Here is a 22,432-nt window from a genome sequence, read left to right on the forward strand (position 1 = left end):
GTCCTCGTTCCTCGGACGACCACTCCGCTCGCTTGCTCCTGCGCTCACAGGGCGACGCACACGTTGGTCAGTTCCGTGTAGAACTCCAGCGAGTGCTCGCCGCCCTCGCGACCGATGCCGGACAGGCCGATGCCCCCGAACGGGGAGCGCAGGTCGCGCAGAAACCAGGTGTTCACCCAGGACAGGCCGACCCGCATCCGCTGGGCGACCGTGTGGCCGCGGGAGAGGTTCGTCGTCCAGACCGCCGCGGCGAGGCCGTAGTCGGTGTCGTTGGCCAGGCGGACCGCCTCGTCCTCGGTGTCGAACGGGACGAGGGCGGCGCACGGGCCGAAGATCTCCTCGCGCATCGGCCGGTCGGCGTGGGTGAGCCCCGTCCACAGCGTGGGCTCGATCCACGACCCGCCGTCGAGCCCGCCGCCGAGCGCCGGCACGCCGCCGCCGACGAGGACCTGGGCGCCTCGCTCCCGCGCGAGCCGGTAGTAGCTCAGCACCTTCTCGCGGTGCTCGGCCGAGATCAGCGGGCCGGTGGTGGTCGCTGGGTCATCCGGATGACCCAGCTTCAGCGCCTTCGCCCGTTCAGCCAGCCCACTCGCCACCTCGTCGAAGACGGGCCGTTCGACGTAGACCCGTTCGGTGCACAGGCAGACCTGGCCGGTGTTGGCGAAGACCGAGCGGGTCAGGCCGGCCAGCGTCGCCTCGAGATCCGCGTCCGCGAACACGACCGCGGCGTTCTTGCCGCCCAGCTCGAACGAGACCTGGCGGACCCGGGGCGCCACCGCCCGCATGATCGCTGAGCCGGTGGCCGACGAGCCGGTGAACGTCACCCCGTCGATCCCGGGGTGCTCGGTGAGGACCTGGCCGGCGGAACCCGGGCCGAAGCCGTGCACCACGTTGTAGACGCCGTCCGGCACGCCGGCCTCGGCGAGCACCTCGGCGAGCATCGTCGCCGTCGTCGGGGTGTGCTCGCTGGGCTTGACGACGACGGCGTTGCCGCAGGCCAGCGCCGGCGCGACCTTCCAGGTCAGCAGCAGCAGGGGCAGGTTCCACGGCACGATCACGGCGACGACGCCGAGCGGCCTGCGTACCGCGTAGTTCAGCGCCTGCTTCCCGCCGGCGAGCTCCGTGAGGAAGGACGGCTGGCCGGCGGCGGCGACCGTGTCGGCGAACGCGCGGAAGTTGGCGGCCGCGCGGGCGACGTCCAGCTCCCGGGCCTGCGCCAGTGGCTTGCCGGTGTCGCCGCTCTCGGCGCGGGCGAACTGTTCGGACCGTTCCTCGATCCGGTCCGCGACCCGGCGCATCAGGGCCGCCCGCTCGGCCACCGACGTGCGGCCCCACGCGCCGTCGAGCGCGGCGCGGGCGGCGCGGACGGCCCGGTCCACGAGCGCGGCGTCGGCCTCCTGGACGCGGGACCGGACCGAGCCGTCGACCGGGTCGACGTTGTCCCAGGCGCCGCCGGCGGACTCCGCGTAGCCGCCGTCGACGAAGCCGTGGATCGTGGGCGGCACGGGCGCTCCCTGCCCGGCGATCGTCAGGGTTCCCGGCCGGTCCGTCCGTCGGCTCGCGAGTGCCTCGAGCGGGCGGGTCTGCGCCGGACCGGGACTGGTCGATCGGCTGGGCGACTGCATGGGTTCAGTGTCTGGCCCCCAGATATGTTCCGCAAATACCGAGGGGACGAGGAGCTATGCCTGAATGGGTATAGCTTCGCGGGATGGAACGGCCTCAGCTCCTGGACGGGCGGCTCAAGATCCGGCATCTCGTCCTCGTCGACGCGATCGCCTCCGCCGGCAGCGTCGTGCGGGCCGCCGAGCGGCTGCACGTGACGCAGCCGGTGGCCACCCGGGCGCTGCACGAGGTCGAGTCGATCCTGGGCGTGCGCCTCTACGACCGCGGCCCGCGGGGGCTCGCCCCCACCGCCTTCGGGGAGGCGTTCGTCGACCACGCCAGGGCCGTGCTCGCCCAGCTGCGCTCGGCGTCGGACCACCTCGCGGAGCTTGCCGGGGCCGACGCCGGCACGGTGGCCGTCGGCACCTATCTCGCCGGCTCGAACCTGCTGCTGCCGCTCGCGATCGGGCGGCTCAAGAGTGAGCGGCCGAAGGTCACCGTGATCGTGCGGGAGGCCAACCCCGAGGCGCTCACCGCCGAACTGCTCGCCGGCACGCTCGACCTCGTCGTCGGCCGTCTCACCGTGCTCGACGACGCGGAGCGGCTGCGCCAGGAGACCCTCTACCGTGAGCCGATCCGCCTGGTCGCCCGCACGGGGCACCCGGCGGCCACTCGGACCTCCCAGATCGCCGACCTCCCAGGGTCCCCGCCGGATCGGCTTCCAGACCTGCCCGATCGCTTACCTCCTCGATCGGCGGAGCCGATCGAGGAGGAATCCTGTCGCCAATCGGGCAGGGACCCCGGATCCGGCGGGGACCCTGCCGCCGATCCGGCGGGAACTCCGGGAGCCGCCCGGCTCGCGGACCTGATCCACTACCCGTGGGTGGTGCCCGTGGCCGAGACGGCGCTGCGCCGCGAACTGGAGGCGGCCTTCCTGCGCGAGGCGCTGCCACTGCCAGCCGACCGGGTCGAGTGCATGTCGATCCTGACCACCCGCCACCTGCTGCTGCACACCGACTCGATCGCCGCCCTGCCCGAGCTCGTCATCCGCGACGAGCCCGGCCTGTGCCACCTGCCCGTGGCGCTGCCCTCGCTCGGCTCGTCGGTCGGCGTGACCGAGCCCGCGGGCCGCCCGCCCACGCCGGCCGCCCGCGCGCTGGCCGACTGCCTGCGCGCCGCCGCCGCCGACCTGCGCGCCCCGGCCGGGACGTAACGACGGCCGCCGGCCACCGGCCACCGGCCGCCCGGTGGCCGGGCCGCCCGGTGGTGCGCGCTCATGCGTCGGCGGATCGCTGGTCTCCCGAGCAAGCGCTTGGTAGTGTCTGTGGCCGTGGCGGAGGCTTATATCGTCGAAGCGGTCCGGACCCCGGTAGGGCGGCGCGGGGGCGCGCTGTCGGGCATACACCCCGCCGACCTGGGCGCGGTCGCGATCAACGCGCTGATGGGGCGGTCCGGGGTCGACCCGGCCGCGGTCGACGACGTGATCTTCGGGTGCGTCGACACCGTCGGCCCGCAGGCGGGCGACATCGCGCGCACCTGCTGGCTGGTCGCCGGGCTGCCCGAGCACGTGCCGGGGACGACCGTGGACCGTCAGTGCGGCTCCTCCCAGCAGGCGGTGCACTTCGCCGCCCAGGCGGTCATGTCCGGCACCGCCGACCTGGTGGTCGCGGGTGGCGTGCAGAACATGAGCGCTATCCCGATCTCCGCCGCGATGACCGCGGGACAGGCGCTGGGGTTCCCCGACCCGTTCAGCGGCTCGGAGGGCTGGCGCGCCCGCTACGGGAAGCAGGAGGTCTCCCAGTTCCGCTCCGCGGAGATGATCGCCGAGAAGTGGTCGCTGACCAGGGACACGATGGAGGAGTTCGCGGTCCGCTCGCACGAGCGGGCGATCGCGGCCCGCGCCGAGGGGCGCTTCGACCGGGAGATCGTGTCCACCTTCGGCCTCGCCGCCGACGAGGGGCCGCGCGAGCCGAACTGGCCGAAGATCCGTTCCCTGCCGACGCTGACGCCGGGCGGGCGGGTGACCGCGGCTACGTCGAGCCAGATCTCGGACGCCTCCGCCGCGCTCCTGATCGCCAGCGAGGCGGCGCTGCGCACGCACGGGCTGACTCCGCGCGCCCGCATCGACCACCTGTCGGTGCGCGGCGCGGACCCGGTCTGGATGCTCACCGCGCCGATCCCCGCGACCGCGCACGCCCTGGCGAAGGCCGGTCGCGCGCTCGGCGACATCGACCTGGTCGAGATCAACGAGGCGTTCGCGTCCGTCGTGCTCGCCTGGGCGGCCGAGTGTAGCGCCGACCTGGACAAGGTCAACGTCAACGGCGGCGCGATCGCGCTCGGCCACCCTCTCGGCGCGACCGGCGCCCGGCTGATGACCACCCTGCTGCACGAGCTGGAGCGCACTGGTGGCCGCTTCGGCCTGCAGACCATGTGCGAGGGCGGCGGCCAGGCCAACGTCACCATCATCGAACGCCTCTGACGGGCGAACTGTGTTGGCTCACCCCGTCTATGGACGTGCCCATCCGACACACTTGCGCGGCACGGTTTCGCTCTGTGTCAGATGAGCCCGTCTATAGGCATGCTGATCTGCCACGGTTCGCTGATCGCCGGTGAGCGCGGCGAAGGAGCACCCGCGTCTGGCCGCCTCGGAGCCAGCCCACCTACCCCGGTGGCCCGCGTTCGCCCGTCAGCGGCCCGCTCAGCCGCTTATGAACGGTCACGCATCGTGAAGAATTTCGGGAGGCGAGGTGGGCGGGATGGCGCGAGCCGAGAATGACGTCGCGGCGGCGGTAGCCGTGGCCGCGCACGGGCTGAGCTTCGAGGGCAGGACGGTGGTCGTCACCGGCGGGACCCGGGGGATCGGCCGGTCCATCGCGCTGGCATTCCTCGCGGCCGGAGCCGAGGTCGTCGTGTGCGGGCGTCAGGAGCCACAGGTGCGACCGGCGGTCGACGGGCGCGTGGCCAGCTTCGTCGCCGCCGACGTGCGCGACGCGGCGCAGGCCAGGGCCGTGGTCGACGCGGCGGTCGAGCGGCACGGGCGGCTCGACTTGCTCGTCAACAACGCAGGGGGCGCGCCGGCCGCCGAGGCGGCCACCGTGTCGCCGCGGTTCTTCGAGCGGGTCGTCGCCCTCAACCTGCACGCCGCCTTCTACGTCAGCCAGCCCGCTAACGCCGTCATGCAGGCCCAGGACGGCGGCGGCGCGATCGTCAACATCGGCAGCGTGTCCGGGCGCCGGCCGGCGCCCGGCTCGTCCGCCTACGCGGCGGCCAAGGCCGGCCTGGTCGCGCTGTCCGCGTCGCTCGCGCTGGAGTGGGCGCCGAAGGTGCGGGTCAACCACGTCACGGTCGGGCTCGCGAACACCGCCGTCGACGCCGGCGGTTTCTACGGCGAGGCGACCGCCGCGATCGACGCGGTCGTGCCCATGGGCCGCGCCGCCGCGCCGGCGGACGTCGCCGCCGCCTGCCTCTACCTGGCCTCGCCGCTCGCCGGGTACGTCACCGGCGCCGACCTCGAGGTCCACGGCGGCGGCGAGCTGCCCGGCTTCCACGTCGCCACTCGCAAGATCAGCTGACGCCGCCCGCCCGCGGCACCGCCGATGCGTCGGCCGGCCGGCCGGCCAGTCAGTCGGTCAGTCAGTCAGTCGATCCCCGGAATCGTGGGACGTGGCCGCCCGTCACCGCGGCGGCTGTCCGGCTGGGGCGGAGCCGCCGAGAGCGCCTGGAGGACCTCGCGGGCGACGACGGCGGCGTGCAGACGCCACATCCTGGCCGGCTCGTCCTCCTGGAGGCCGAGCAGGTCGCGGACCCGGTTCATACGGTAGCCGACGGAGTTGCGGTGAACGTGGATGCGCTCGGCAACGGCGGCTCGGCTGCCGTTCGTCTCAAGCCACGCGGCCAGGGTCTCCAGCAGGTCGGGGCGTTCCAGCAGCGGGCCGAGCTCGGCGCGGGCGAACGCCTCCAGCCGGCCGCGGGGCACGGCGAGCAGCAGCCCGACCAGGCCCAGCTGGGAGTGCACCAGGGTGGTCGCGTCGCCGCGGTGGCGCAGCAGGGCGAGCACCGCCTCCGCCTCGGCGAACGAAGCCGCGGTCTCAGCGAGGTCGTGACCGTTGTCGGTGACGACGGGGCCCGCGGCGGCGAGCACGGGGCGGTCCGGCCCGACCATGCCCTGCAGCCGGTCGCGGATCCGGGCCAGCTCGCGTTCGACGTTACCGGTGAGGACCGTCCAGCCCAGCTCGCCGTCCTGCGCGGCCCCGTTCTCGATCCAGGTCAGGCCGGTGGTCCACGTCCGGCCGTGGCGGCCGTCGTAGTAGAACAGCGCGGCGGCGTGCGGGACGGTGAGGTCCAGGCCGAACCGGGCCGCGGAGCGAAGCAGCTCGTCGTGGCCGCGCGGCGAGCCGAAGCGCAGCTCGCTCATCAGCCGGCTCGCGCTCTCGGCGCGGGCCGCGGCCTCGGCGTCCTGGCGGACCGCGACGATCGCGAGCGCCGTGAGCGCGGCGCTCACCCGCGCGTCCAGCCAGCCCAGGTCGGTCTCGCCGGGGTCGACGGCGACCAGCACCAGGCCGACGTAGCGGGAGCCGGCGCGCACCGTGGCTCCCCGCCCGCGCCAGCCATCCTCGCAGGTCACCTCGGTGAACCCGGGGCGGGCCAGCAGCGCCGGGACGCCGCCGACGACACCGCTGACCGCCGGCGCCTCGTCCGGGGCGAGGCCGGCGGCCTCGGCGCCGGTCGGACCGCTGGTGGCGAGCACGCCGCCGTGGACGTCGAGCAGGCGCACCGATCGGCCGGTGGCGGACGCGATCGTGCGGATCATCGGGCGCCAGTCGTTGCCGGACAGGGCGAGCTCGGTCAGCTCTCTGGCCAGTTCCGCCGGGTCGCGCCGCGGCGCCGACGGCCGCGGCGGCGGCGTGGGCCGGCCGGGGCGAGGCGACTGGTGAGGCACGGAGATCACGTTAGGCGGGCTGGCGATCACCTGCCGCTCGGGCCGAGGAAGGGCGAGGAGCTCGTGGTTCGCCACGACGTCAAATCCTCTCGAGGGCAGCATGGCGGAAGATCGATGCCGACCTCGATGTCGACGGTCGGCGACCTCGATGTCGCCCTTGCCACCTCGGTGCCCCGGCGTCCTTGCGCGGCCGGGTATCCCGGTTCGGGCACCTCTGTGAGGATCGCACGCAAACTCAGGTGCTGACGCCGTCATGCCGACGGGACGGCATTCTCACATCGGCCCGCCTGGCCAGGTGCGTCACTCGGCGTCCTGTTCGCCCGGCGTGTGCTTCACCGCGCGCGCCCACTACCTGGGGACGGCGCCGCTGTCCCAGTAGTCGAGTCGGGCCGCCACCCGCCCGTCCCGCAGCGTCAGCAGCCACAGGCCGCGCAGCCGGAGCGGGCCGGCCGGCAGCGCCGCCGTCATCACGTAGGGCATGGCCACCCGGCCGCCGGCGGCGACCGGCGCCTGGTCCGGGTCGGGGGAGTAGCGCAGGCCGGGAAAGGCGGCCAGGAAGCCCGGCAGCCGTTCCCGGTAGGCCGCCCGTCCCACGCAGCCGCGGCCGTGCGTCGAGGCGTGCTCGTTGCGGAAGTCGACGGTCACGCAGGCGGCGATCGCGTCCGGGTCGCAGGCGTTCATCGCGGCGACGTAGGCGGCGGCCGGTGCCGGCAGCCCACTCCAGCCGGCTTCCGGTACCGCGCCGTCCTTCGCGTCACCCGCGCCGTCCGTCCGGTCGACGCCGACGCCGATGCCGATGCCCGTGCCAGCGCTGGCGGCCCGGTCGGGGCGGGGGGCCCGGGTCGTCACGAGGGCTCCGGGCCCCACAACTTGCGGACGGTCGAGAAGACGCGCTGGTTGTGGCTGAACTCGACGACATTGCCGTCCGGGTCGTGGACCGCGCAGATGTAGCCGATCGGGTCGGGCATGTCCCGCGGCTCCCACCACAGACTGCCGTTCTCACGGGCCCTCTCGGCGATCGCGTCGATGTCCTCCCGGTTGGGGACCTCGATGCCGATGTGCGCGAAGGGTTTCATGATGCCCTGCTGGGTGCCGGCGGCCGAGTTGAACGCGGAGAGCACCAGGACGAACGGCGTCTCCCACTGGCCCGGGTTGGACAGCCAGGCGTTGCGGCCGTCGGCGTCCTCGCGGGTGGCGACGACGACGAGCGGCGTCATGGTCGTGTAGAACTCGATCGACTTGTCGAGGTCGCCGCTCGGCAGCGCTATGTGCGTCCAGCGAGGCTGGCTGATCCCGGAGCCGCCCGTCCCCGACGGGGATACCGCGGTGTGCGTCGCGTCGGTGGTCACCGGCGTCACTCCTCTGAAGCGGCCGGTGCTCGTCGTCACCGGTCGGTCGGCTCTGTCAGGCCGCGCCTTGGCGGGCGGGCCTGAATGGTTCGGCGGAGTCGAGTTCGAGAACCCGCGTGCGGACCTGGTCAGTGCTGCTGTACCTGCTGTACCCCGCGCGCGGCGCGGCACGGCAGCTGGGTGCGAGTCCGCGCCGCGGCGGCCGGCCCGGCGCCGCTGGCGGGCCGACTGTCTCGCCGGAATGCTAGGAACGACGGCTCGGTGTGACCGATGTGCTGTCGGCACAAATCCCCCAGCCGCCACGCCTCCCACCCGCTCGGCGGATACGGCTCACGGTGGCCGCTTCTCCCGTCATCGACGGCCGTTGCCCGGCGCCGGTTCTGCTCCGGGGCGGCGGTGACCCGCCTGGCCCGGCTCAGGATGACCGCGTGCGTTGCTATACGTGTTTGGATGATTACTAGACGGCGCGACGTGGAGGAGCCGTTGGCCATGAGGGAGGCGGGCATGAGGACCAGATCGGGGCTCGCGGTGGCGGCGTTGTCGATGGCCGCGGGCGTGCTGGTGGCGCTCATCCTGGTGGTCGGCCGGGCCGACCAGCCCCGAGGGCTGCTGGACGGCGCGCCGGGGGCCACACCGCAGCCGGGCGCCGCCGACGGGGCCACCGTTCCGCCCGACGTCACGGTGATCGCCCAGCTGTCCCACGACGTGCCGCGGTTCACCGCGCCCGACGAGGGCGCCCGCGACGGCGTGGTGCCAGGGTCGTGGCGCGGCGCGCCGTCGGCGCTGCCGGTGATCGACAGCCGGCCCGGCTGGCTGCGGGTCCGCGTCGCGCAGCGGCCGAACTTCTCCACCGCGTGGATCCGCGCCACCGACGCGCGGCTGGTCAGCAGTTCCTACCGGATCGCGATCGACGTCCAGGCGAAGCGGCTGCGCCTCTTCGACCACGGGAAGGTGACGCTCGACGCCCCGGCTGGCGTCGGCACGCCGGACGACCCGACCCCGACGGGCGAGTTCTTCCTGGCCCTGTTCGCCCCGCCGCCGGGGCCCGGTTACGGCGACTTCATCCTGGTGACTTCGGCGCACTCCACGTCGATCACGGACTGGGACTCCTCCGGAGACGCGATCGTCGGCGTCCACGGCCCGCTGGGCGCCGACGCCGAGATCGGCGACAGCGGCGCCCAGGTCTCGCACGGCTGCGTCCGCCTGCACCTGTCCGACCTCGCGCCGCTGCGCGCTGTCCCCGCCGGCTCCCCCATCACGATCTCCGGCAGCCCGGTCTTCTAACGCAACCACATCCCGACCCGGCCTCACACCAGCCCTGGCCATATCCGTCAACCCCGGAGCCGGGCCGGGAGGGCGCCCTGGCGCCCGACACGGCGCCGCGGCCGGCGGCAGCGGCAGCGACCTTGCTGGTGACAGCGCATCTTGGCCACCGCTGGTGACGGCGCATTGGCGCACGACCAGCGCAACCACATCCCGATCCGGCTCCACACCAGCCCCGGCCATATCCGTCAACCCCGGAACCGGGCCGGGAGGGCGCCCCAGCGCCCGACACGGCGTCGTGGCCGGCGGTCGCGCCAGCGACCATCCGGCCAACGACGCCGACACGCCGGCCGGTTACATGTAGCTAACCGATTACTTTGTGTAACTCTTGTGTGCGGAGAGTATTGCCCGCCGCGTCCCGCCGCGTCCCGCCGTACGCCCCGACGAGACATCTCGCCGGCGCGCCGGGCTTGGAGTTCGAGGAGCTGTAGTGCGTATTGCCGGCAGGTCCGGGCCGCGGGCCCGGTTGTCCTTTCTGCCCACGAGGCTGGCGGCGCCCGCCGCGTTCGCGTTCGCCGGTTTCGTCGCCACGACCGGGGCGGTCATCATCCTCGGCCCGGACGCCGCCAGCGCCGATGCCACGACATACCCGCTTGCCCTGGACACGTCGTCCCAGCCCGCGTCCTTCACCGGTCCCGGCCAGACGCTGACCCTGTCCTATCTGATCACGAACAACGGGGACAAGACGCTGTACGGCGTGGCCGTGCAGGATGCGCATGCCGGTCTGTCGCCCATCGTCTGCCCCGACGGGCCGCTCATCAGGGGCGCGTCGAAGACCTGCACCGCCACCTACGTGACGACCCAGGCCGACTTCGACCAGTCATTCATCACCGACGTCGCGACCGCCACCGGAATCGTCGAGTCGGAGGGCACGACGGTCACCTCACCGACGGCGAACCTCACCATCCCCGACGACAAGCCCAGCGCCCCGCTGGCCGCCACCGAGCCCGCCCTCGAGCCCGACACGGCCACGGCCGGCTCCACCCCGACGGGCCCCGACCAGTCACTCCCCGTCGACTCGGTGGCCGAGGGCAAGGCGGCCGAGTCGGGGCCCGTGGCGGAGCCCGACCCGGCGCCGGCCGCTGCCCCGGCCGCCGCACCCGCGCCTGCCCCCGTCGGGGGCGCTGCTCCTGTCGCGGGTGCTGCCCCGGTCGGGGGCGCCGCTCCCGTTGCGGGGGCCGGTCCCGCCGGCGCTGGAGCCGTCCCGGTCGGTGCCGGCGCGGCACCCGCCGGAGTGAGCCCGGTCGGTGCCGCCCCCGTGCAGGTCACCGGCTGAGCCACGGCTGAGACCAGAGCTGTGGCTCGGCTGAACCACAGCCGAGCCGCCGTCCGGCCGCCGCGACCTGGCCCTCCCGGACTGGCCGGTGGGGCTGGCATTCCTGAACCTGGATCCTGAACATGGATATGGCCCGGCGCGTCCCAGTGACGCGCCGGGCCTTGTCGTTGTCGACGGCCGTCGTCGGCGCGTTCCGGCGGGCGCGCTTGTGGCCCGGCGCGTTTCGGGCGTGCTAAGCGATCTCGGCCTCGGCGTTGGCTGGTGCGCGCCCCGCCCAGTGGCCGCCGGGTGCGTTTGTGCGCCGGGCACATCGGTAGGCCGCCGGCGGCGGCCTACGTTCTCCGCAGTCGCCAACGCCTGGCCCCGCCGACGCGAGACGTTCTCCGTCGCGCCTGCGGGCGCCACAACGAAGCGTTGGCGGCGGTTGTCTCACCGGGCCGCGCGACGAGGCGTGACCACGGGCGCCGCGCACCCGCGGCCCGGCCCGGTGCATCACTGCGACAGCGGAGGCGGGCGTGCGGGCGGTCGTGCAGAACGGGTTCGGCGGCGTCGAGGTGCTCGCGGTCGCGTCGCTCCCGGACCCGGCGCCGGGGCCCGGCGAGGTCGTCGTCCAGGTCGCCGCCTGCGGCCTGAACCACCTCGACGTCATGCAGCGGCGCGGCCCCGCCAAGATCCCCGGCTTCACCCTGCCCCACATCGCCGGCATGGACGTCGCCGGCATCGTCACCGCCGTCGGCCGGGACGTCACGACCGTCGCCGCGGGCGACCGGGTCGTCGTCAACCCGGCGATGTCGTGCTGGGAGTGCCCGGCCTGCCTCGCCGGCGACGACGGCTACTGTTCCGCCGCCAGGGTCGTCGGCGCCACCGCCCCCGGTGGCTACGCCGAGTACGTCAAGGTCCCGGCGCGTAACACCTACCCCGTCCCCGACCATGTGCCGCTGGCGGAGGCGGCGCTGGTCCCCACGATCTGGTCCACCGCCTGGCACGCGGTCAGCGCCACCGGCAACCTCACCGCGGGGGAGACGGTGCTCGTCCACGCCGCCGCCAGCGGCGTGAGCCTCGCGGCGATCCAGCTGGCGAAACAGCTCGGCGCGACCGTCATCGCCACCGCCTCCAGCGAGGACAAGCTCGCGTTCGCGGGCTCCATCGGCGCCGACCACCTCGTGCTCGCCGACGCGCACACGCCGAGCGAGAAGGTCATCGCGGCGGTGCGGGAGGCGACCGGCGGCCGGGGCGTCGAGATGGTGCTCGACCATGTCGGTCCCGCGACCTGGCCAGCGTCGATCTTCAGCCTCGCACCGCGCGGCCGGCTGGTCTTCGTCGGCGATACCACGGGGCCCGAGGTGACGATTCCGCTGGAGTACGCCTTCCACTTCGGCCTGCGCTTCCTCGGCTCCGGCCCGTACCCGGCGCGCGAGTTCGCCGAGGTGCTGGAACGTTACTGGCGCGGCGGCCTCGTCACGCCGGTCGACGCGGAGTTCCCGCTCGCCGAGGCCGCCGCCGCGCAGACCCGCCTCGAGGAACGGCGGGCGGTCGGCAAGGTATTGCTACGGCCGTGACGGAATCCTTCTCCACTCCGACGTCCGTGCCCCCTCCGACGCCCTCGTCCGCTCCCGCCCCCCAGAGCGCGGGCTCGGTCGCCCCCAACCCCCCGTCAGGGTGGCGGCCGAGCCCGTCTCCTCCAGCGATGCGGCCGCCGGCGATGCCGCCGGCCCCGCCCACGCCGGCGCCCGTCTGGGAGATCATCCACGGCTTCCGGCGGTACTGGGCGCTCGTCGCCGCGCTGGACCTCGGCCTGTTCGAGGCGCTCGCGTCCGGGCCGCTCGACGCGGCGGCGCTGGCCGAGGCCGTCGGCGTCGACGTCCATCGCGCCGGGCTGCTCGCCGACGCGCTGGTCGCCATGGAACTGCTCACCGCCGCCCCCGACGTTCCGGGGGCGGGGGCAACGGCCGAGTCCCAGCCGCCGCCCGCGCCGCCCGCGCCGTCCGCGTCGTCCGACAACGCCGCCGGCCCGGGCCGGCTCGTCTACAACCTGGGCCTCGTCGCGGCGAACTACCTGCTCGCGGGCGGCCAGCGGTCGATGGCGAGGCTGGTCCGGGAGGCGCCCGGCCCGCACGAGCGGTGGCCGGAGCTCGCCGAGACGCTGCGCCGCGGCGCCCCGAGCACCCGGGTGGAGGACGACCCTGGCGCCTTCTACCCGGACCTCGCGCGCGGCACGGCGCCGATCCAGCGGGTCGCCGCCGCCGCCGTCGCGCGCGAGCTCGCGGCCCCGCGTGGGCGCCAGGCGCTGGTCGTCGACCTGGGCGCCGGCGCGGCCCCATGGGCGCTGGCGTTCCTCGACGCCTGGCCGGACGCCCGCGGGCTCGCCGTCGAGCTGCCCGAGGTCGTCCACGTCACCCGGGAGGCGGCGGCCGCGGACCCCGTCGGCGACCGGCTGGACGTCGTCGCGGGCAGCTTCCACCGGGTGGAGCTGCCGGTGGGGGGCGCGGATGTCGTCATCCTTGGCCACGTGCTGCGGACCGAGCCGCGCAAAGCCGCCCGCCGCCTCGTCGCCCGTGCCGCCGCCGCGCTGCGGCCCGGCGGGACCCTCGTCGTCGCCGACTACCCGCGCCCCGACGTGCCCTCGTCCGCGGCCACCACCGAGACGCTCATGGCGCTGACGATCCTGGCGACCACCGGCGGCCAGGGCGCGTTCCGGGCCGCGGACCTGCACAACTGGGCGCGCGGCGCCGGGCTGACACCCGGGGCGACCTACATGCCGCTGCCCGGCCAGACCGTGCTCACCGCGACCCGGCCCGGCGGCCTCAGCCCCGCCGCCGCGGCTGGGGCGGCCGGCACGGCCGGCGCCCAGCCTGTCCCGCGGCCCGGGCTACGGCCCCTCGGGTCGGTCTTTCCACCGTCTGACAGCCGGGAGTAACGCATGCCGCCCGAAGAGCCCCCGTCCGCCGCCGGAGCCGCTCCCCGCCAGGTCGACACGATCATCTCCGGGGCTCTCGTCGTCACGATGGACGCCGAGCGCCGCGTGATCAGGGACGGCGCGGTGGCGATCGACGGCGACACGATCGCTGCTGTCGGGCGCACCGCCGACGTGCTCGCCGCGTTCAGTGCCCGCGAGCTGGTCGACGGGCGGCGCTTCGTGCTCACCCCCGGTCTGGTCAACACCCACATCCACATCACCGGCGAGCCGCTGACCCGCGGCTACGTCCCGGACGACACGCCGTTCTTCGAGAATGTCTTCGTCTGGCTCACCCCGCTGTACTCCCATCACACCGAGCGGGAGGAACGGATCTCCGGCCAGCTCGCGGCGCTGGAGATGCTGCGCAGCGGCACCACGACGTTTCTCGAGGCCGGCACGATCCGGTTCCTCGACGCCGTCGTCGACGGGCTGGTCGAGACCGGCATCCGCGGCCGGGTCGGCCGCTGGGCGTGGGACCTGCCGCCGGAGCCGGAGGTCTACCGGCAGACGACGGACGAGGCGGTCAAGGGCCTGGTCGACGAGCTGGACCGGTTCGCGAGCGTCGCGGACGGGCGGCTGTCGGCCTGGCCGATCCTCGTCGGCCACACCACCTGCACCGACGACCTGTGGAAGGCCGCGGCCGAGCTCGCCCGCGAGCGCGGCACCGGCCTGTCGTTCCACATGTCCCCGGCGCATCTGGACCCGGAGTACTTCCTCGCGACCTACAACCGCCGCCCAATGGAACATCTGGCCGACCTCGGCGTGCTGGGCGACAACGTGATCCTGACGCATGCCGTCCACGTCGACGACAACGAGATCGACCTGATGGCGCAGACCGGCACGTCCGTCGCGCACTGCCCGACGACGGCGCTGAAGGTCTCCTACGGCGTCACCCAGATCGGCAGGTTCCCGGAGATGGTCGCCAGGGGCGTGAACGTCGCCATCGGAACCGACGGCAACAACGCGTCCAACTACTCCGACCTGATGCGGGCGACCTACCTGGTCGCCGGCCTGTTCAAGGACGCCCGCCGCGACGCGACCATGTTCCCCGCCGAGCAGGCCTTCGAGATGGCGACGCTCGCGGGTGCGCGCGGCCTGAACCTCACCGACCAGATCGGCGTGCTGGAGCCCGGCCGCAAGGCCGACCTGGTCGCGCACGACACCGACCGGCCCGAGTGGCGCCCGCTGCTGAACGTCGCCAACCAGCTGGTCTGGTCCGCCGACGGCCGGGGCGTCCACAGCGTCTGGGTGGATGGCCGCAGGGTCGTCGAGCACTACCACCACACGGCGATCGACGAGGACCGCCTCTACGCCGAGGCGCAGGCCGCCGGCGAGGCCATCACCGCCCGCTCGGGCCTCCCCAACAAGGCCCGCTGGCCCTTGGTCTAACCGTCTCGACACGGAACCCGTAGACGATTTCACGATGCGCGCGTGCACGAAACGCGTGGAGACGAAACGCGAGAAGATGCCATGACGGTGCTCAGCCCGCAGCTGCTGGAGTCCTTCGCCGCCTCCGTCCTGCCCACGTCCCAGGCCAGCACCCTGCCGGCCACCTGTTACACGGACGAGGAGTTCTTCGCCTTCGAGAAGGAGGCCGTCTTCGGCCAGGAGTGGCTCTGCCTGGGCCGCGAGTCCGACGTCCCGAACCCCGGCGACTTCGTCAACGTCGAGATGATCGGCGAGCGGCTCACCCTCGTCCGCGGCCAGGACGGCACTGTCCGGGTGCTCTCCCCGGTCTGCCAGCACCGCGGCATGCTCGTGTCCGAGGGCCGGGGCAACTGCCGGGCGTTCAAGTGCGCCTACCACCACTGGACCTACGGCCTCGACGGCAGCCTCGTCGGCGCCCGCGAGATGGACCGCACCGAGGGCTTCGACCGGTCCCAGTGGGGCCTGCCGTCGCTGCCGGTCGAGACCTGGCAGGGCTTCGTCTTCACCAGTCTCCGGACGAATCCCGAGCCGCTCGCGCCGCGGCTGGCGAAGCTCGACGAGCTGTTCGCCCACTACGAGCTCGGCAGGTGCGTGTCCCGCAAGTCGTTCGAGAGCCCTTCCATGCCGTGGAACTGGAAGGTCATGTTCGAGAACTTCAACGACGGCTACCACGCCAGCCGGCTGCACGCGGGCGTGCACGACTTCTGCCCGTCCAACCGCTCGTCGTTCCTCCCATACGAGCCGGACGACGCCTCGATCGCCCGGACCAACGGGTTCCTCTTCCCCGACGGCGGTTTCAACGCGCTGCAGAAGGCGTTGCTGCCGATCTTCCCGGGGCTGACGGAGGAGGAACGGTCGCGGGCGGCGTTCGCGCTGGTGCCGCCGACGCTGTGCCTCGGCGTCGCGCCCGACCAGGCGTTCTACTTCCTGATCCGGCCGAAGAACGCCGGCCACATCGAGGTCGAGGTGCATTACCTCTTCCACCCCGAGGCACTGCGCGACCGGCTTTTCGAGGAGAAGTTCCAGCTCTCCGAGGCCGGCGTGAACAGCATCGTCGCGCAGGACGTCATGGCGACCACCGGCGTCCAGCGGGGCCTGACCAGCCGGTTCGCCCCGCGCGGCCGGTATTCCTACCTGGAGGAGGCGCAGCAGCAGTTCAACCAGTGGCTGGTGCGCCGCTACACCGAGAACTGGCCCGGCGGCGGCCGAGGCGTCTCGTCCAGCAGCATGGGCACCAGCGCCAGCACCAGCGCCAACACCCCGGCCCTCGCGCCGGTTTCCAACCCGACCGACCGTGAGGTTGCCGCATGACCACCACCGTCAGCAGCAGCAGTACCAGCAGCAGTACCAGCAACCCAGCCACGGGCGCCGCCTTCCTCGCGTCCACGCCGGAAACCGTCCGCTGGGGCTTCCTGCCGAACGCGGCGGCCGAGCCCGTCCTGCGGGTCGCCCCCGGCACCGCGGTCACCGTCGACACGGTCAGCCACGAGGGGGTCATGGAGGACCAGGGCCGCGACCCGGTCGCCTACTTCGGCTCGCACGGCGTGCGGCCCGAGGAGATCCCGGCCGACCAGGTCGCGATCGCCGCGTCCGGCATCGAGCACGGCTTCGACGCCGGCCCGCACATCGTCACCGGCCCGATCCAGGTCGACGGCGCCACGGCCGGTGACGTGCTGCGCGTGCGCGTCGTCGGCCTCGAGCTGCGCGCCACGTTCGGCGTCATCAGCAACCGCCACGGCCTGGGCTGCCTGGCCGGCGAGTTTCCCGAGGGCACCGTCCGCCAGCCCGACGCCGACAAGGACCACCCCGAGCGCTACGGCTCGGTGCTCACCTTCGCCCGCACCCGCAGCGTCGGCGGCGTCGACTACGGCGTCCTGCCCTTCGGCAACCCCGGCCTCCCGAACGCCGAGGCGGTGTTCCCGCTCGCCCCGTTCCTCGGGATCATGGGCGTCGCGCCGAACACCACCGCCGCGGTGGGTTCCGTCCCGCCGGGCGCGCACGGCGGCAACCACGACATCGCCCTGCTCGGCGCCGGCAGCACCTTCTACCTGCCCGTGCAGGTCGACGGCGGCCTGTTCTACGTCGGCGACCCGCACTACGCCCAGGGCGACGGCGAGGTCGCGCTCACCGCGCTCGAGGCCCCGCTGCGGGCGACCGTCGTCCTTGACGTGCTCAGGGGCCTCGATGCCGACCGGGTCATCGGCGCGCTGCGCGAGCCGTTCGGCGAGACCGACCAGTACTGGATCCCCGTCGGCATGGACCGCGACCTCGACGAGGCGATGCGCAAGGCCACCCGCGCGGCGATCGGCTTCCTGTCCACCAAGGTCGGGATGAGCCGCGCGAACGCGATGGCCTACCTGTCCGCCGCCGCCGACTTCGCCGTCAGCCAGGTCGTCGACGACGTCAAGGGAGTCCACTGCAAGATCCGCAAGAGCGACTTCCCGGCGCTTTAGCGACAGCCGCCGGTGCCGCGGGATCGGTGGGGCGAGTACATACGATGCGCGGACGGGAGGTGGCGATGACCGCTGAGGGGACGGCACAGCCGGGTGGGCTGGCGTTTCCGGCTGGGCCGCCGACGCCCGTCTGGGAGGTCATCACCGGCTACACCCGGTACTGGCTGGTGGTCGCGGCGCTTGACCTCGGCGTGTTCGAGGAGCTGGCCGGCGGGCCACGTCGCCTCGACGAGCTGGCCGAGGCGACCGGGGTCGCCGCCGGCCGGCTCGCCGTCGTGCTCGACTACCTCGTCAGCGTCGGGCTGCTGAAGACGACCGGCGACCGGCGCTTCGAGCTGGCCTCGGCGGCGCGCGGCTACCTGCTGCGCGACGCGCCGCTGTCGATGGTCGAGATGGTCCGGCACTCGCCGGGCCCGCGCACGGCCTGGCCGGAGCTGTCGGCGACGTTGCGGCGCGGCCGGCCGACCCGTTCCGTCGAGGACGACGCCGGCCTGTTCTACGGCCGGCTCGCGGCCGCGAGTGCCCCCACCCAGCAGGCGGTCGCCCGGGCCACCGCCACGCTGCTGCCCGACCCCGGCCCCGGCGCGCTCGTCCTCGACCTCGGCGCGGGCGCGGCGCCGTGGGCGATCGGCATGCTGCTCGCCTGGCCGCACGCCCGCGCCCTCGCGGTCGACCTGCCGACGATCACCCCGTTCGCCGAGGCGGCCGCCGCCGAGCACGGCGTCGCCGACCGCCTGGAGGTGCTCCCCGGCAGCTACCTGGACGCGGTGCTCCCCATCGGCGAGGCGGCGGTCGTGATGATCGGCCACGTCATCGGCCTGCAGTCGGCCGACCTCGCCAAGGCGTTGCTGCTGCGCGCCCGCGGTGCCCTGCGCCCCGGCGGGTTCGTCGTCATCTCCGACTACTTCCGCCCCGCCGAGCCGCCCACCGCGCCCGACCTGGAGAGCAGCCTGCCGCAGTCGATGGCGCTCACGATCCTCGCCAACACCTACGAGGCCGAGGTCGTCGAGCTGCCCACGCTGCTGTCCTGGCTCGCCGAGGTCGGCCTGGTCCCGTGGACGACCCGTCAGCTGCTGCCCGGCCAGCTCGTCGTCGTCGCCACCGAGCCCGGCCAGGCGCCACCGTCATGACAGGCCCCGACCTGGCCCGGCTGGAGGCGGATCTCGTCGCGGCCGCCCTCGACGGGGCCGAATGGCCAGAGCTGCTGGCCCAGCTCGCCTGCGCCGTCGGCCGCTCGGTCCGCCTCCTCGACATGACGGGCAACCTCCTCGCGGCCTCGGCACCGACCGCCTCTGACCCCGCCGCCGGCCAGGCGGCCCGCGGCAGCACCGCGGTCGCCATGGCCGCGCTCCTGGTCGGCCCGGCTCTCGGGCCTGTCCTCAGCGACGCGCTGGGGAGGGCGGACGCCCCGGTCGTGTGCCGCGACGGATGGCGCGGTCATGGGGATCCGGTCCGGATGGGTAACCGCTACCTCGGCGCCCTGCTCATAGAGGCGGTCGCGGAGGAGAGCGCGGACGCATGTGCCTGCCATCTGGTCGCGGCGGCCGGAACCGCGCTGGCGATCGTCGCGGTCCGGCGGGAAGCACACGCGGCGGCCCGCGCGCGGAGGGTGGATGTCGTCATCGACGACATCCGGCACGGCGCGATCCGGCCGGCGGCCGAGTTCGTCCGGGTCGCCGAGAGCTTCGGCCTGGACGTCTGCATCCCTCACGCCGGAGTCGTACTGCAGTACATGGGGACGGATCCTGGCGCCTGGGCGGTGGCCTGGGGGCCGATCGGCTTCCCGGTGCTGCGCGAGGGCGAGCGGGCCTGGACGCTGCTGTCCGGTGACGTGCCCGCCGAGCTCGCCCGCCTGTGCAACCACCTCGCCTACCAGCTCGGCTCGCCGCGTGCGGTGCTGGCCGCCGCCGGGCCCGCGGTCCCCGGCGACCCGGTCGACCCGGCGGAGACGGCGGCCTCGTTCCGTTCGGCGGACGCCGTCCTCGCCTTGCTGCGCACCAGCCACGAGCGTGCCCCGGACCAGGAGCGGACCACGCTGCTGTTCGACGAGCTGGGCCTGGAACGCCTCCTGCTGGGTGTCCCGGCCGCCAAGCTGCGGGCGTTCGCGGAACGGGCGCTCGCCGGCCTCGACCCGAGCGGCGTCGACCTCCTGTCGGCCTACCTGGAGACCGACGGCACCCTCGACGCGGTGGCCGACCGGCTGGACACCCAGCCGGCGAAGCTGCGCCGCCGCCTGCCCACGCTCGTCGACGGGCTCACCGGCGCCGACCCGACGACGGGCCGCCTCACCACCTTGCACGCCGCCGCCCTCGCCCATCACCTGACCACGGCGGCAACTCACGACACCTAGGCTGGCACCCGGCGGCGCGGCGGTCACCAACGCCGCTTACTTCCGTTGCCATACCGGCCGCGTCGGCCCCGGGCTTTCCTATTTCAGTGGGTTGCTCCACTTTAGGCGCGGAAATTTCGCGAAATCGGTGTCGTTGGTGAACAGCTCGCCGCGGTACTCGATGGCGTAGGCGGCGATCTGGGCGTCGGTGGTGAGGTTGCCGGCGGAGCCGATGTCCTGGAGCAGTCCGAGCACGGTCTCCAGATGGTTCGGGCCGGGTGGCAAGAGTTCCACGTTGGGCTGTGCGAGCCAGCCGCGCATGTAACCGGCGGCGGCCTCGATGGCCATAGGGGACGCGTGGACACGTGGATTCGTGGCTATGCGCAGAAATCCGAAGAGAACGGGGTGGGACAGGCCGATATGGGCGTGACTATTGATCGACTGTTCCCACCATGCCCGCGCGCGTGCGTGTTGTGGATAGCCGGTGAAGACGGCATACAGTAGCAGGTTGACGTCAGGGATGATCACGAGGCGCGGTGGAGCTTGTCGAGGATCTCTTCCTCTTCGAGCTCGTCGGCCACCCGGCTGAGGCTGGTCATGTCGAACCCAGGCCGGATGGCCGACTCGTGCGGTACTAGGCGATAGGGCTCGTACTGGGCGTCTCGTGGCGCCAAGGCCTGCCGCAGGGCGTCGTTGATGACCTTCTTCATCGAACGCCGCTCGCGGTGGACGGCGTCCTCGACGAGCCGCGCGACGTCGTCGTCGAGGGTCAGGGTGGTACGCATGTCTGTCATCATGATGCCTAACGATCAAGGTGTCAAGATGCGCCGGACCTTGTTCGGTCTGACGTGTCGTGTCCGACAGTGGCAGGTTAGACAGTATCTGGACCGTCGAGGCCCATCTCTACCGGATCTTCCCCAAGCTTAGGGTGACCACCAGGGCGCAGCTCGCATCCAGGCTGGCGGAGGCGGAACCGTACCGGCTCGCGGCCGGAGCCTGAGCGCGCCACCGCGCCGGCCGCGAGCCCCGCTGGTTGTGAGCCCCGCTGGTTGTGAGCATCGCCACCCGATGGTCCGGCTGGTGGTGAGCACGCCGGCGCGGCCTTGTGGCGCGAGCACATAGGGGCTCGCGGGAGTGGTTTCTAGCATCCGGCCTATGACAGCCGAGCCGACCAGCCCGAGTCCGCGGGCGCCGGGCGCTGACCTGCTTGTCATCGGCGGTGACGTCGTGACGATGGACGCGGGGCGGCGGGTCGTCGCCGGCGGGGCGGTCGCGGTGCGCGGGACGACGATCGCGATGGTGGGGCCCGCCGCCGGCGTCAGGGCGGCGTTCCCGGGGACGCCGGAGCTGGACGCCACGGGGTGCGTCGTCACCCCGGGAATGGTGGACGCGCACCAGCACACCACCGGGGACCCACTGGCGCGCAGCGCGATCCCTGATGACATCGACGCGCGGGCGTCGATCTTCGAGTGGGCGGTGCCGCTGCACGCCGCCCACCAGGCCGAGGACGACGAGGTCTCGGCGCTGCTGACCGCGGTCGAGGCGCTGCGGGCCGGGGTGACGACGATCGTCGAGCCGGGCACTGTCGCGCACCCGATGACGGTCGGCGCGGCGCTGCGCCGGGCCGGGATCCGGGCGACGCTCGGCACCTGGGGCTGGGATGTCCCGGACGTGCCGTTCTCGCTGCCGACCGGCGAGGCGCTCGCCCGCCAGGCCGAGGTGATCCGCGCGTTCCCGCCGGCCGGCGCGGGCGGGGATGGGCTGGTCACCGGCTGGGTGACGCTCGTCGGGCACTACCTGGCCAGCGATGAGCTGCTCGTCGGGGCCGCCCAGCTCGCCGAGGAGCTGGACACCGGCTTCACGATGCACCTGGCGCCCAGCGTCGACGACCGGCACGCCTACGCCGAGCGCAGCGGGCGCGGGCCGGCCGAGCACCTCGCCGAGCTCGGCGTCCTCGGGCCGAGGCTGCTGCTCGGCCACGCCGTCTGGATGTCCGAACGCGAGATCGCGACGCTCGCCGAGACGGGCACGGCCGTCGCCTGCTGCCCGTGGGCCTACCTGCGCCTGGGCCAGGGCCTGACCAGGGCCGGGCGGCACGTGCCGTTCCTGCGGTCCGGCGGGCGGCTCGCGCTCGGCTGCGACGCGCACAACGCCGGCGACCGGGTCGACGTGCTGGGCGCCGCCCGGCTGCTCGCGGGCCTGTCCCAGGACGCACCGGTCGATGGCGTGCCGCCGCTGCGCGCGCACGAGGCGTTCGAGGTAGCCACCGTCGGCGGCGCGGAGGCGATCGGGCTCGGCGAGGTGACCGGTGCCCTCGTCGAGGGCAGGCAGGCCGACCTCGTCGTCTTCCGTACCGACGACCCGGCCTGGGTGCCGCTCGGCGAGCATGCCCGCCAGCTCGTCTGGAACGCGCCGACCCACACCGTCCGCGACGTGCTCGTCGCCGGCCGCCCGGTCGTCCGTGACGGCCATGTGACCACCGTCGACGAGGGTGAGCTGTGGGCGTGGGCGCGGGAGCGCTCCGCGTCCCTGCTCTCCCGCGCCGGCATCGAGATCCCCCGTTCCTGGCCGCTCGCCGCCGGCGAGTAGCCCGCCGCATGCCCGCCCGGACGCGTGCCCGGCGCGGACGCATGCGCGGCCTCGCTCAGGTCGGCCGGGCAGCGGCGCCCGCGTACTACTCCTCGGCTACTCGCGATGCGGAGAGTCTCGTGATCGAGAAGCCTCGGTCGGGTATCTCCGCAGGTCTTCGCCCAAACCCTCGCCCGTGGAAGGGAATG

General features: G+C 73.6%; 19 protein-coding genes. 13 read left to right on the top strand and 6 right to left on the bottom strand.

Translation table 11 applies throughout. From position 1 onward, the window contains the following. Positions 1-44: 44 nt before the first annotated feature. Positions 45-1,505, bottom strand: a complete 1,461-nt coding sequence (locus QOZ89_RS10710) for a 2-hydroxymuconic semialdehyde dehydrogenase (RefSeq protein ID WP_071053152.1) — start codon at positions 1,503-1,505, stop codon at positions 45-47. 203 nt (positions 1,506-1,708) lie between these two features. Here QOZ89_RS10710 and QOZ89_RS10715 point away from each other — a divergent pair, with 203 nt between their 5' ends. From QOZ89_RS10715 to QOZ89_RS10725, 3 genes are all read left to right on the top strand, one after another. Further along, on the top strand, positions 1,709-2,815 hold the full coding sequence (locus QOZ89_RS10715; RefSeq protein ID WP_312623651.1) for a LysR substrate-binding domain-containing protein: 1,107 nt from the start codon (positions 1,709-1,711) through the stop codon (positions 2,813-2,815). 117 nt (positions 2,816-2,932) lie between these two features. Next, entirely contained in the window at positions 2,933-4,081 is a 1,149-nt protein-coding gene (locus QOZ89_RS10720; protein WP_071053153.1) for an acetyl-CoA C-acetyltransferase, read from the top strand. Between the two features lie 277 nt (positions 4,082-4,358). Continuing rightward, positions 4,359-5,174, top strand: coding sequence for an SDR family oxidoreductase (locus QOZ89_RS10725; protein WP_071053110.1), 816 nt, complete (start codon positions 4,359-4,361; stop codon positions 5,172-5,174). Between the two features lie 65 nt (positions 5,175-5,239). Here QOZ89_RS10725 and QOZ89_RS10730 read toward each other — a convergent pair whose 3' ends face one another. The 3 genes from QOZ89_RS10730 to QOZ89_RS10740 all read right to left on the bottom strand — a co-directional run bounded on the left by QOZ89_RS10730 (position 5,240) and on the right by QOZ89_RS10740 (position 7,890). Beyond that, positions 5,240-6,616, bottom strand: coding sequence for a PucR family transcriptional regulator (locus QOZ89_RS10730; RefSeq protein ID WP_083419784.1), 1,377 nt, complete (start codon positions 6,614-6,616; stop codon positions 5,240-5,242). 273 nt (positions 6,617-6,889) lie between these two features. After that, positions 6,890-7,390, bottom strand: coding sequence for a nuclear transport factor 2 family protein (locus tag QOZ89_RS10735; protein WP_198543557.1), 501 nt, complete (start codon positions 7,388-7,390; stop codon positions 6,890-6,892). Further along, positions 7,387-7,890 carry a VOC family protein gene (locus tag QOZ89_RS10740; protein ID WP_071053111.1) on the bottom strand — a complete coding sequence of 168 codons (504 nt, stop codon included), beginning with the start codon at positions 7,888-7,890 and terminating at the stop codon, positions 7,387-7,389. Before QOZ89_RS10740 ends, QOZ89_RS10735 begins: the two co-directional genes overlap by 4 nt. Before the next feature lie 504 nt (positions 7,891-8,394). Here QOZ89_RS10740 and QOZ89_RS10745 point away from each other — a divergent pair. From QOZ89_RS10745 to QOZ89_RS10785, 9 genes are all read left to right on the top strand, one after another. Next, positions 8,395-9,174 carry a L,D-transpeptidase gene (locus QOZ89_RS10745; protein ID WP_312623653.1) on the top strand — a complete coding sequence of 260 codons (780 nt, stop codon included), beginning with the start codon at positions 8,395-8,397 and terminating at the stop codon, positions 9,172-9,174. 469 nt (positions 9,175-9,643) lie between these two features. Further along, entirely contained in the window at positions 9,644-10,489 is an 846-nt protein-coding gene (locus tag QOZ89_RS10750; protein WP_131804179.1) for a DUF7507 domain-containing protein, read from the top strand. Positions 10,490-11,004: 515 nt separating this feature from the next. Beyond that, a complete protein-coding gene (locus QOZ89_RS10755) occupies positions 11,005-12,048 on the top strand; it encodes an alcohol dehydrogenase catalytic domain-containing protein (RefSeq protein ID WP_071053114.1) in 1,044 nt (347 codons plus the stop codon). 143 nt (positions 12,049-12,191) lie between these two features. Next, positions 12,192-13,406, top strand: a complete 1,215-nt coding sequence (locus QOZ89_RS10760) for an acetylserotonin O-methyltransferase (protein ID WP_241842304.1) — start codon at positions 12,192-12,194, stop codon at positions 13,404-13,406. Between the two features lie 3 nt (positions 13,407-13,409). Next, positions 13,410-14,834 (top strand): amidohydrolase family protein, encoded by a 1,425-nt coding sequence (locus QOZ89_RS10765; protein ID WP_071053116.1) that lies wholly within the window; start codon positions 13,410-13,412, stop codon positions 14,832-14,834. Between the two features lie 81 nt (positions 14,835-14,915). After that, complete coding sequence (locus QOZ89_RS10770; RefSeq protein WP_083419785.1) at positions 14,916-16,184, top strand: aromatic ring-hydroxylating oxygenase subunit alpha; 1,269 nt, start codon at positions 14,916-14,918, stop codon at positions 16,182-16,184. Then, positions 16,181-17,326, top strand: coding sequence for an acetamidase/formamidase family protein (locus QOZ89_RS10775; protein ID WP_071053117.1), 1,146 nt, complete (start codon positions 16,181-16,183; stop codon positions 17,324-17,326). The genes QOZ89_RS10770 and QOZ89_RS10775 overlap by 4 nt, the downstream gene beginning before the upstream one ends. Positions 17,327-17,391: 65 nt before the next feature. Continuing rightward, the gene (locus tag QOZ89_RS10780; protein ID WP_083419786.1) at positions 17,392-18,456 is read left to right on the top strand and encodes a class I SAM-dependent methyltransferase; all 1,065 of its coding nucleotides are present in this window, start codon (positions 17,392-17,394) and stop codon (positions 18,454-18,456) included. Further along, positions 18,453-19,676, top strand: a complete 1,224-nt coding sequence (locus QOZ89_RS10785) for a hypothetical protein (RefSeq protein ID WP_071053119.1) — start codon at positions 18,453-18,455, stop codon at positions 19,674-19,676. The genes QOZ89_RS10780 and QOZ89_RS10785 overlap by 4 nt, the downstream gene beginning before the upstream one ends. A gap of 78 nt (positions 19,677-19,754) precedes the next feature. Here the strand turns inward: QOZ89_RS10785 and QOZ89_RS10790 are convergent, their stop codons facing one another. After that, positions 19,755-20,183, bottom strand: a complete 429-nt coding sequence (locus QOZ89_RS10790; RefSeq protein WP_071053120.1) for a type II toxin-antitoxin system VapC family toxin — start codon at positions 20,181-20,183, stop codon at positions 19,755-19,757. Beyond that, positions 20,180-20,440, bottom strand: coding sequence for an antitoxin (locus QOZ89_RS10795; protein WP_071053155.1), 261 nt, complete (start codon positions 20,438-20,440; stop codon positions 20,180-20,182). The genes QOZ89_RS10790 and QOZ89_RS10795 overlap by 4 nt, the downstream gene beginning before the upstream one ends. 370 nt (positions 20,441-20,810) lie before the next feature. On the opposite strand from QOZ89_RS10795, the gene QOZ89_RS10800 reads away from it, so the two are divergent. Continuing rightward, positions 20,811-22,244 (top strand): amidohydrolase family protein, encoded by a 1,434-nt coding sequence (locus tag QOZ89_RS10800; protein WP_071053121.1) that lies wholly within the window; start codon positions 20,811-20,813, stop codon positions 22,242-22,244. Positions 22,245-22,432 lie beyond the last annotated feature (188 nt).

The organism is Pseudofrankia coriaricola (assembly GCF_032027725.1).
GTDB lineage: Bacteria > Actinomycetota > Actinomycetes > Frankiales > Frankiaceae > Pseudofrankia.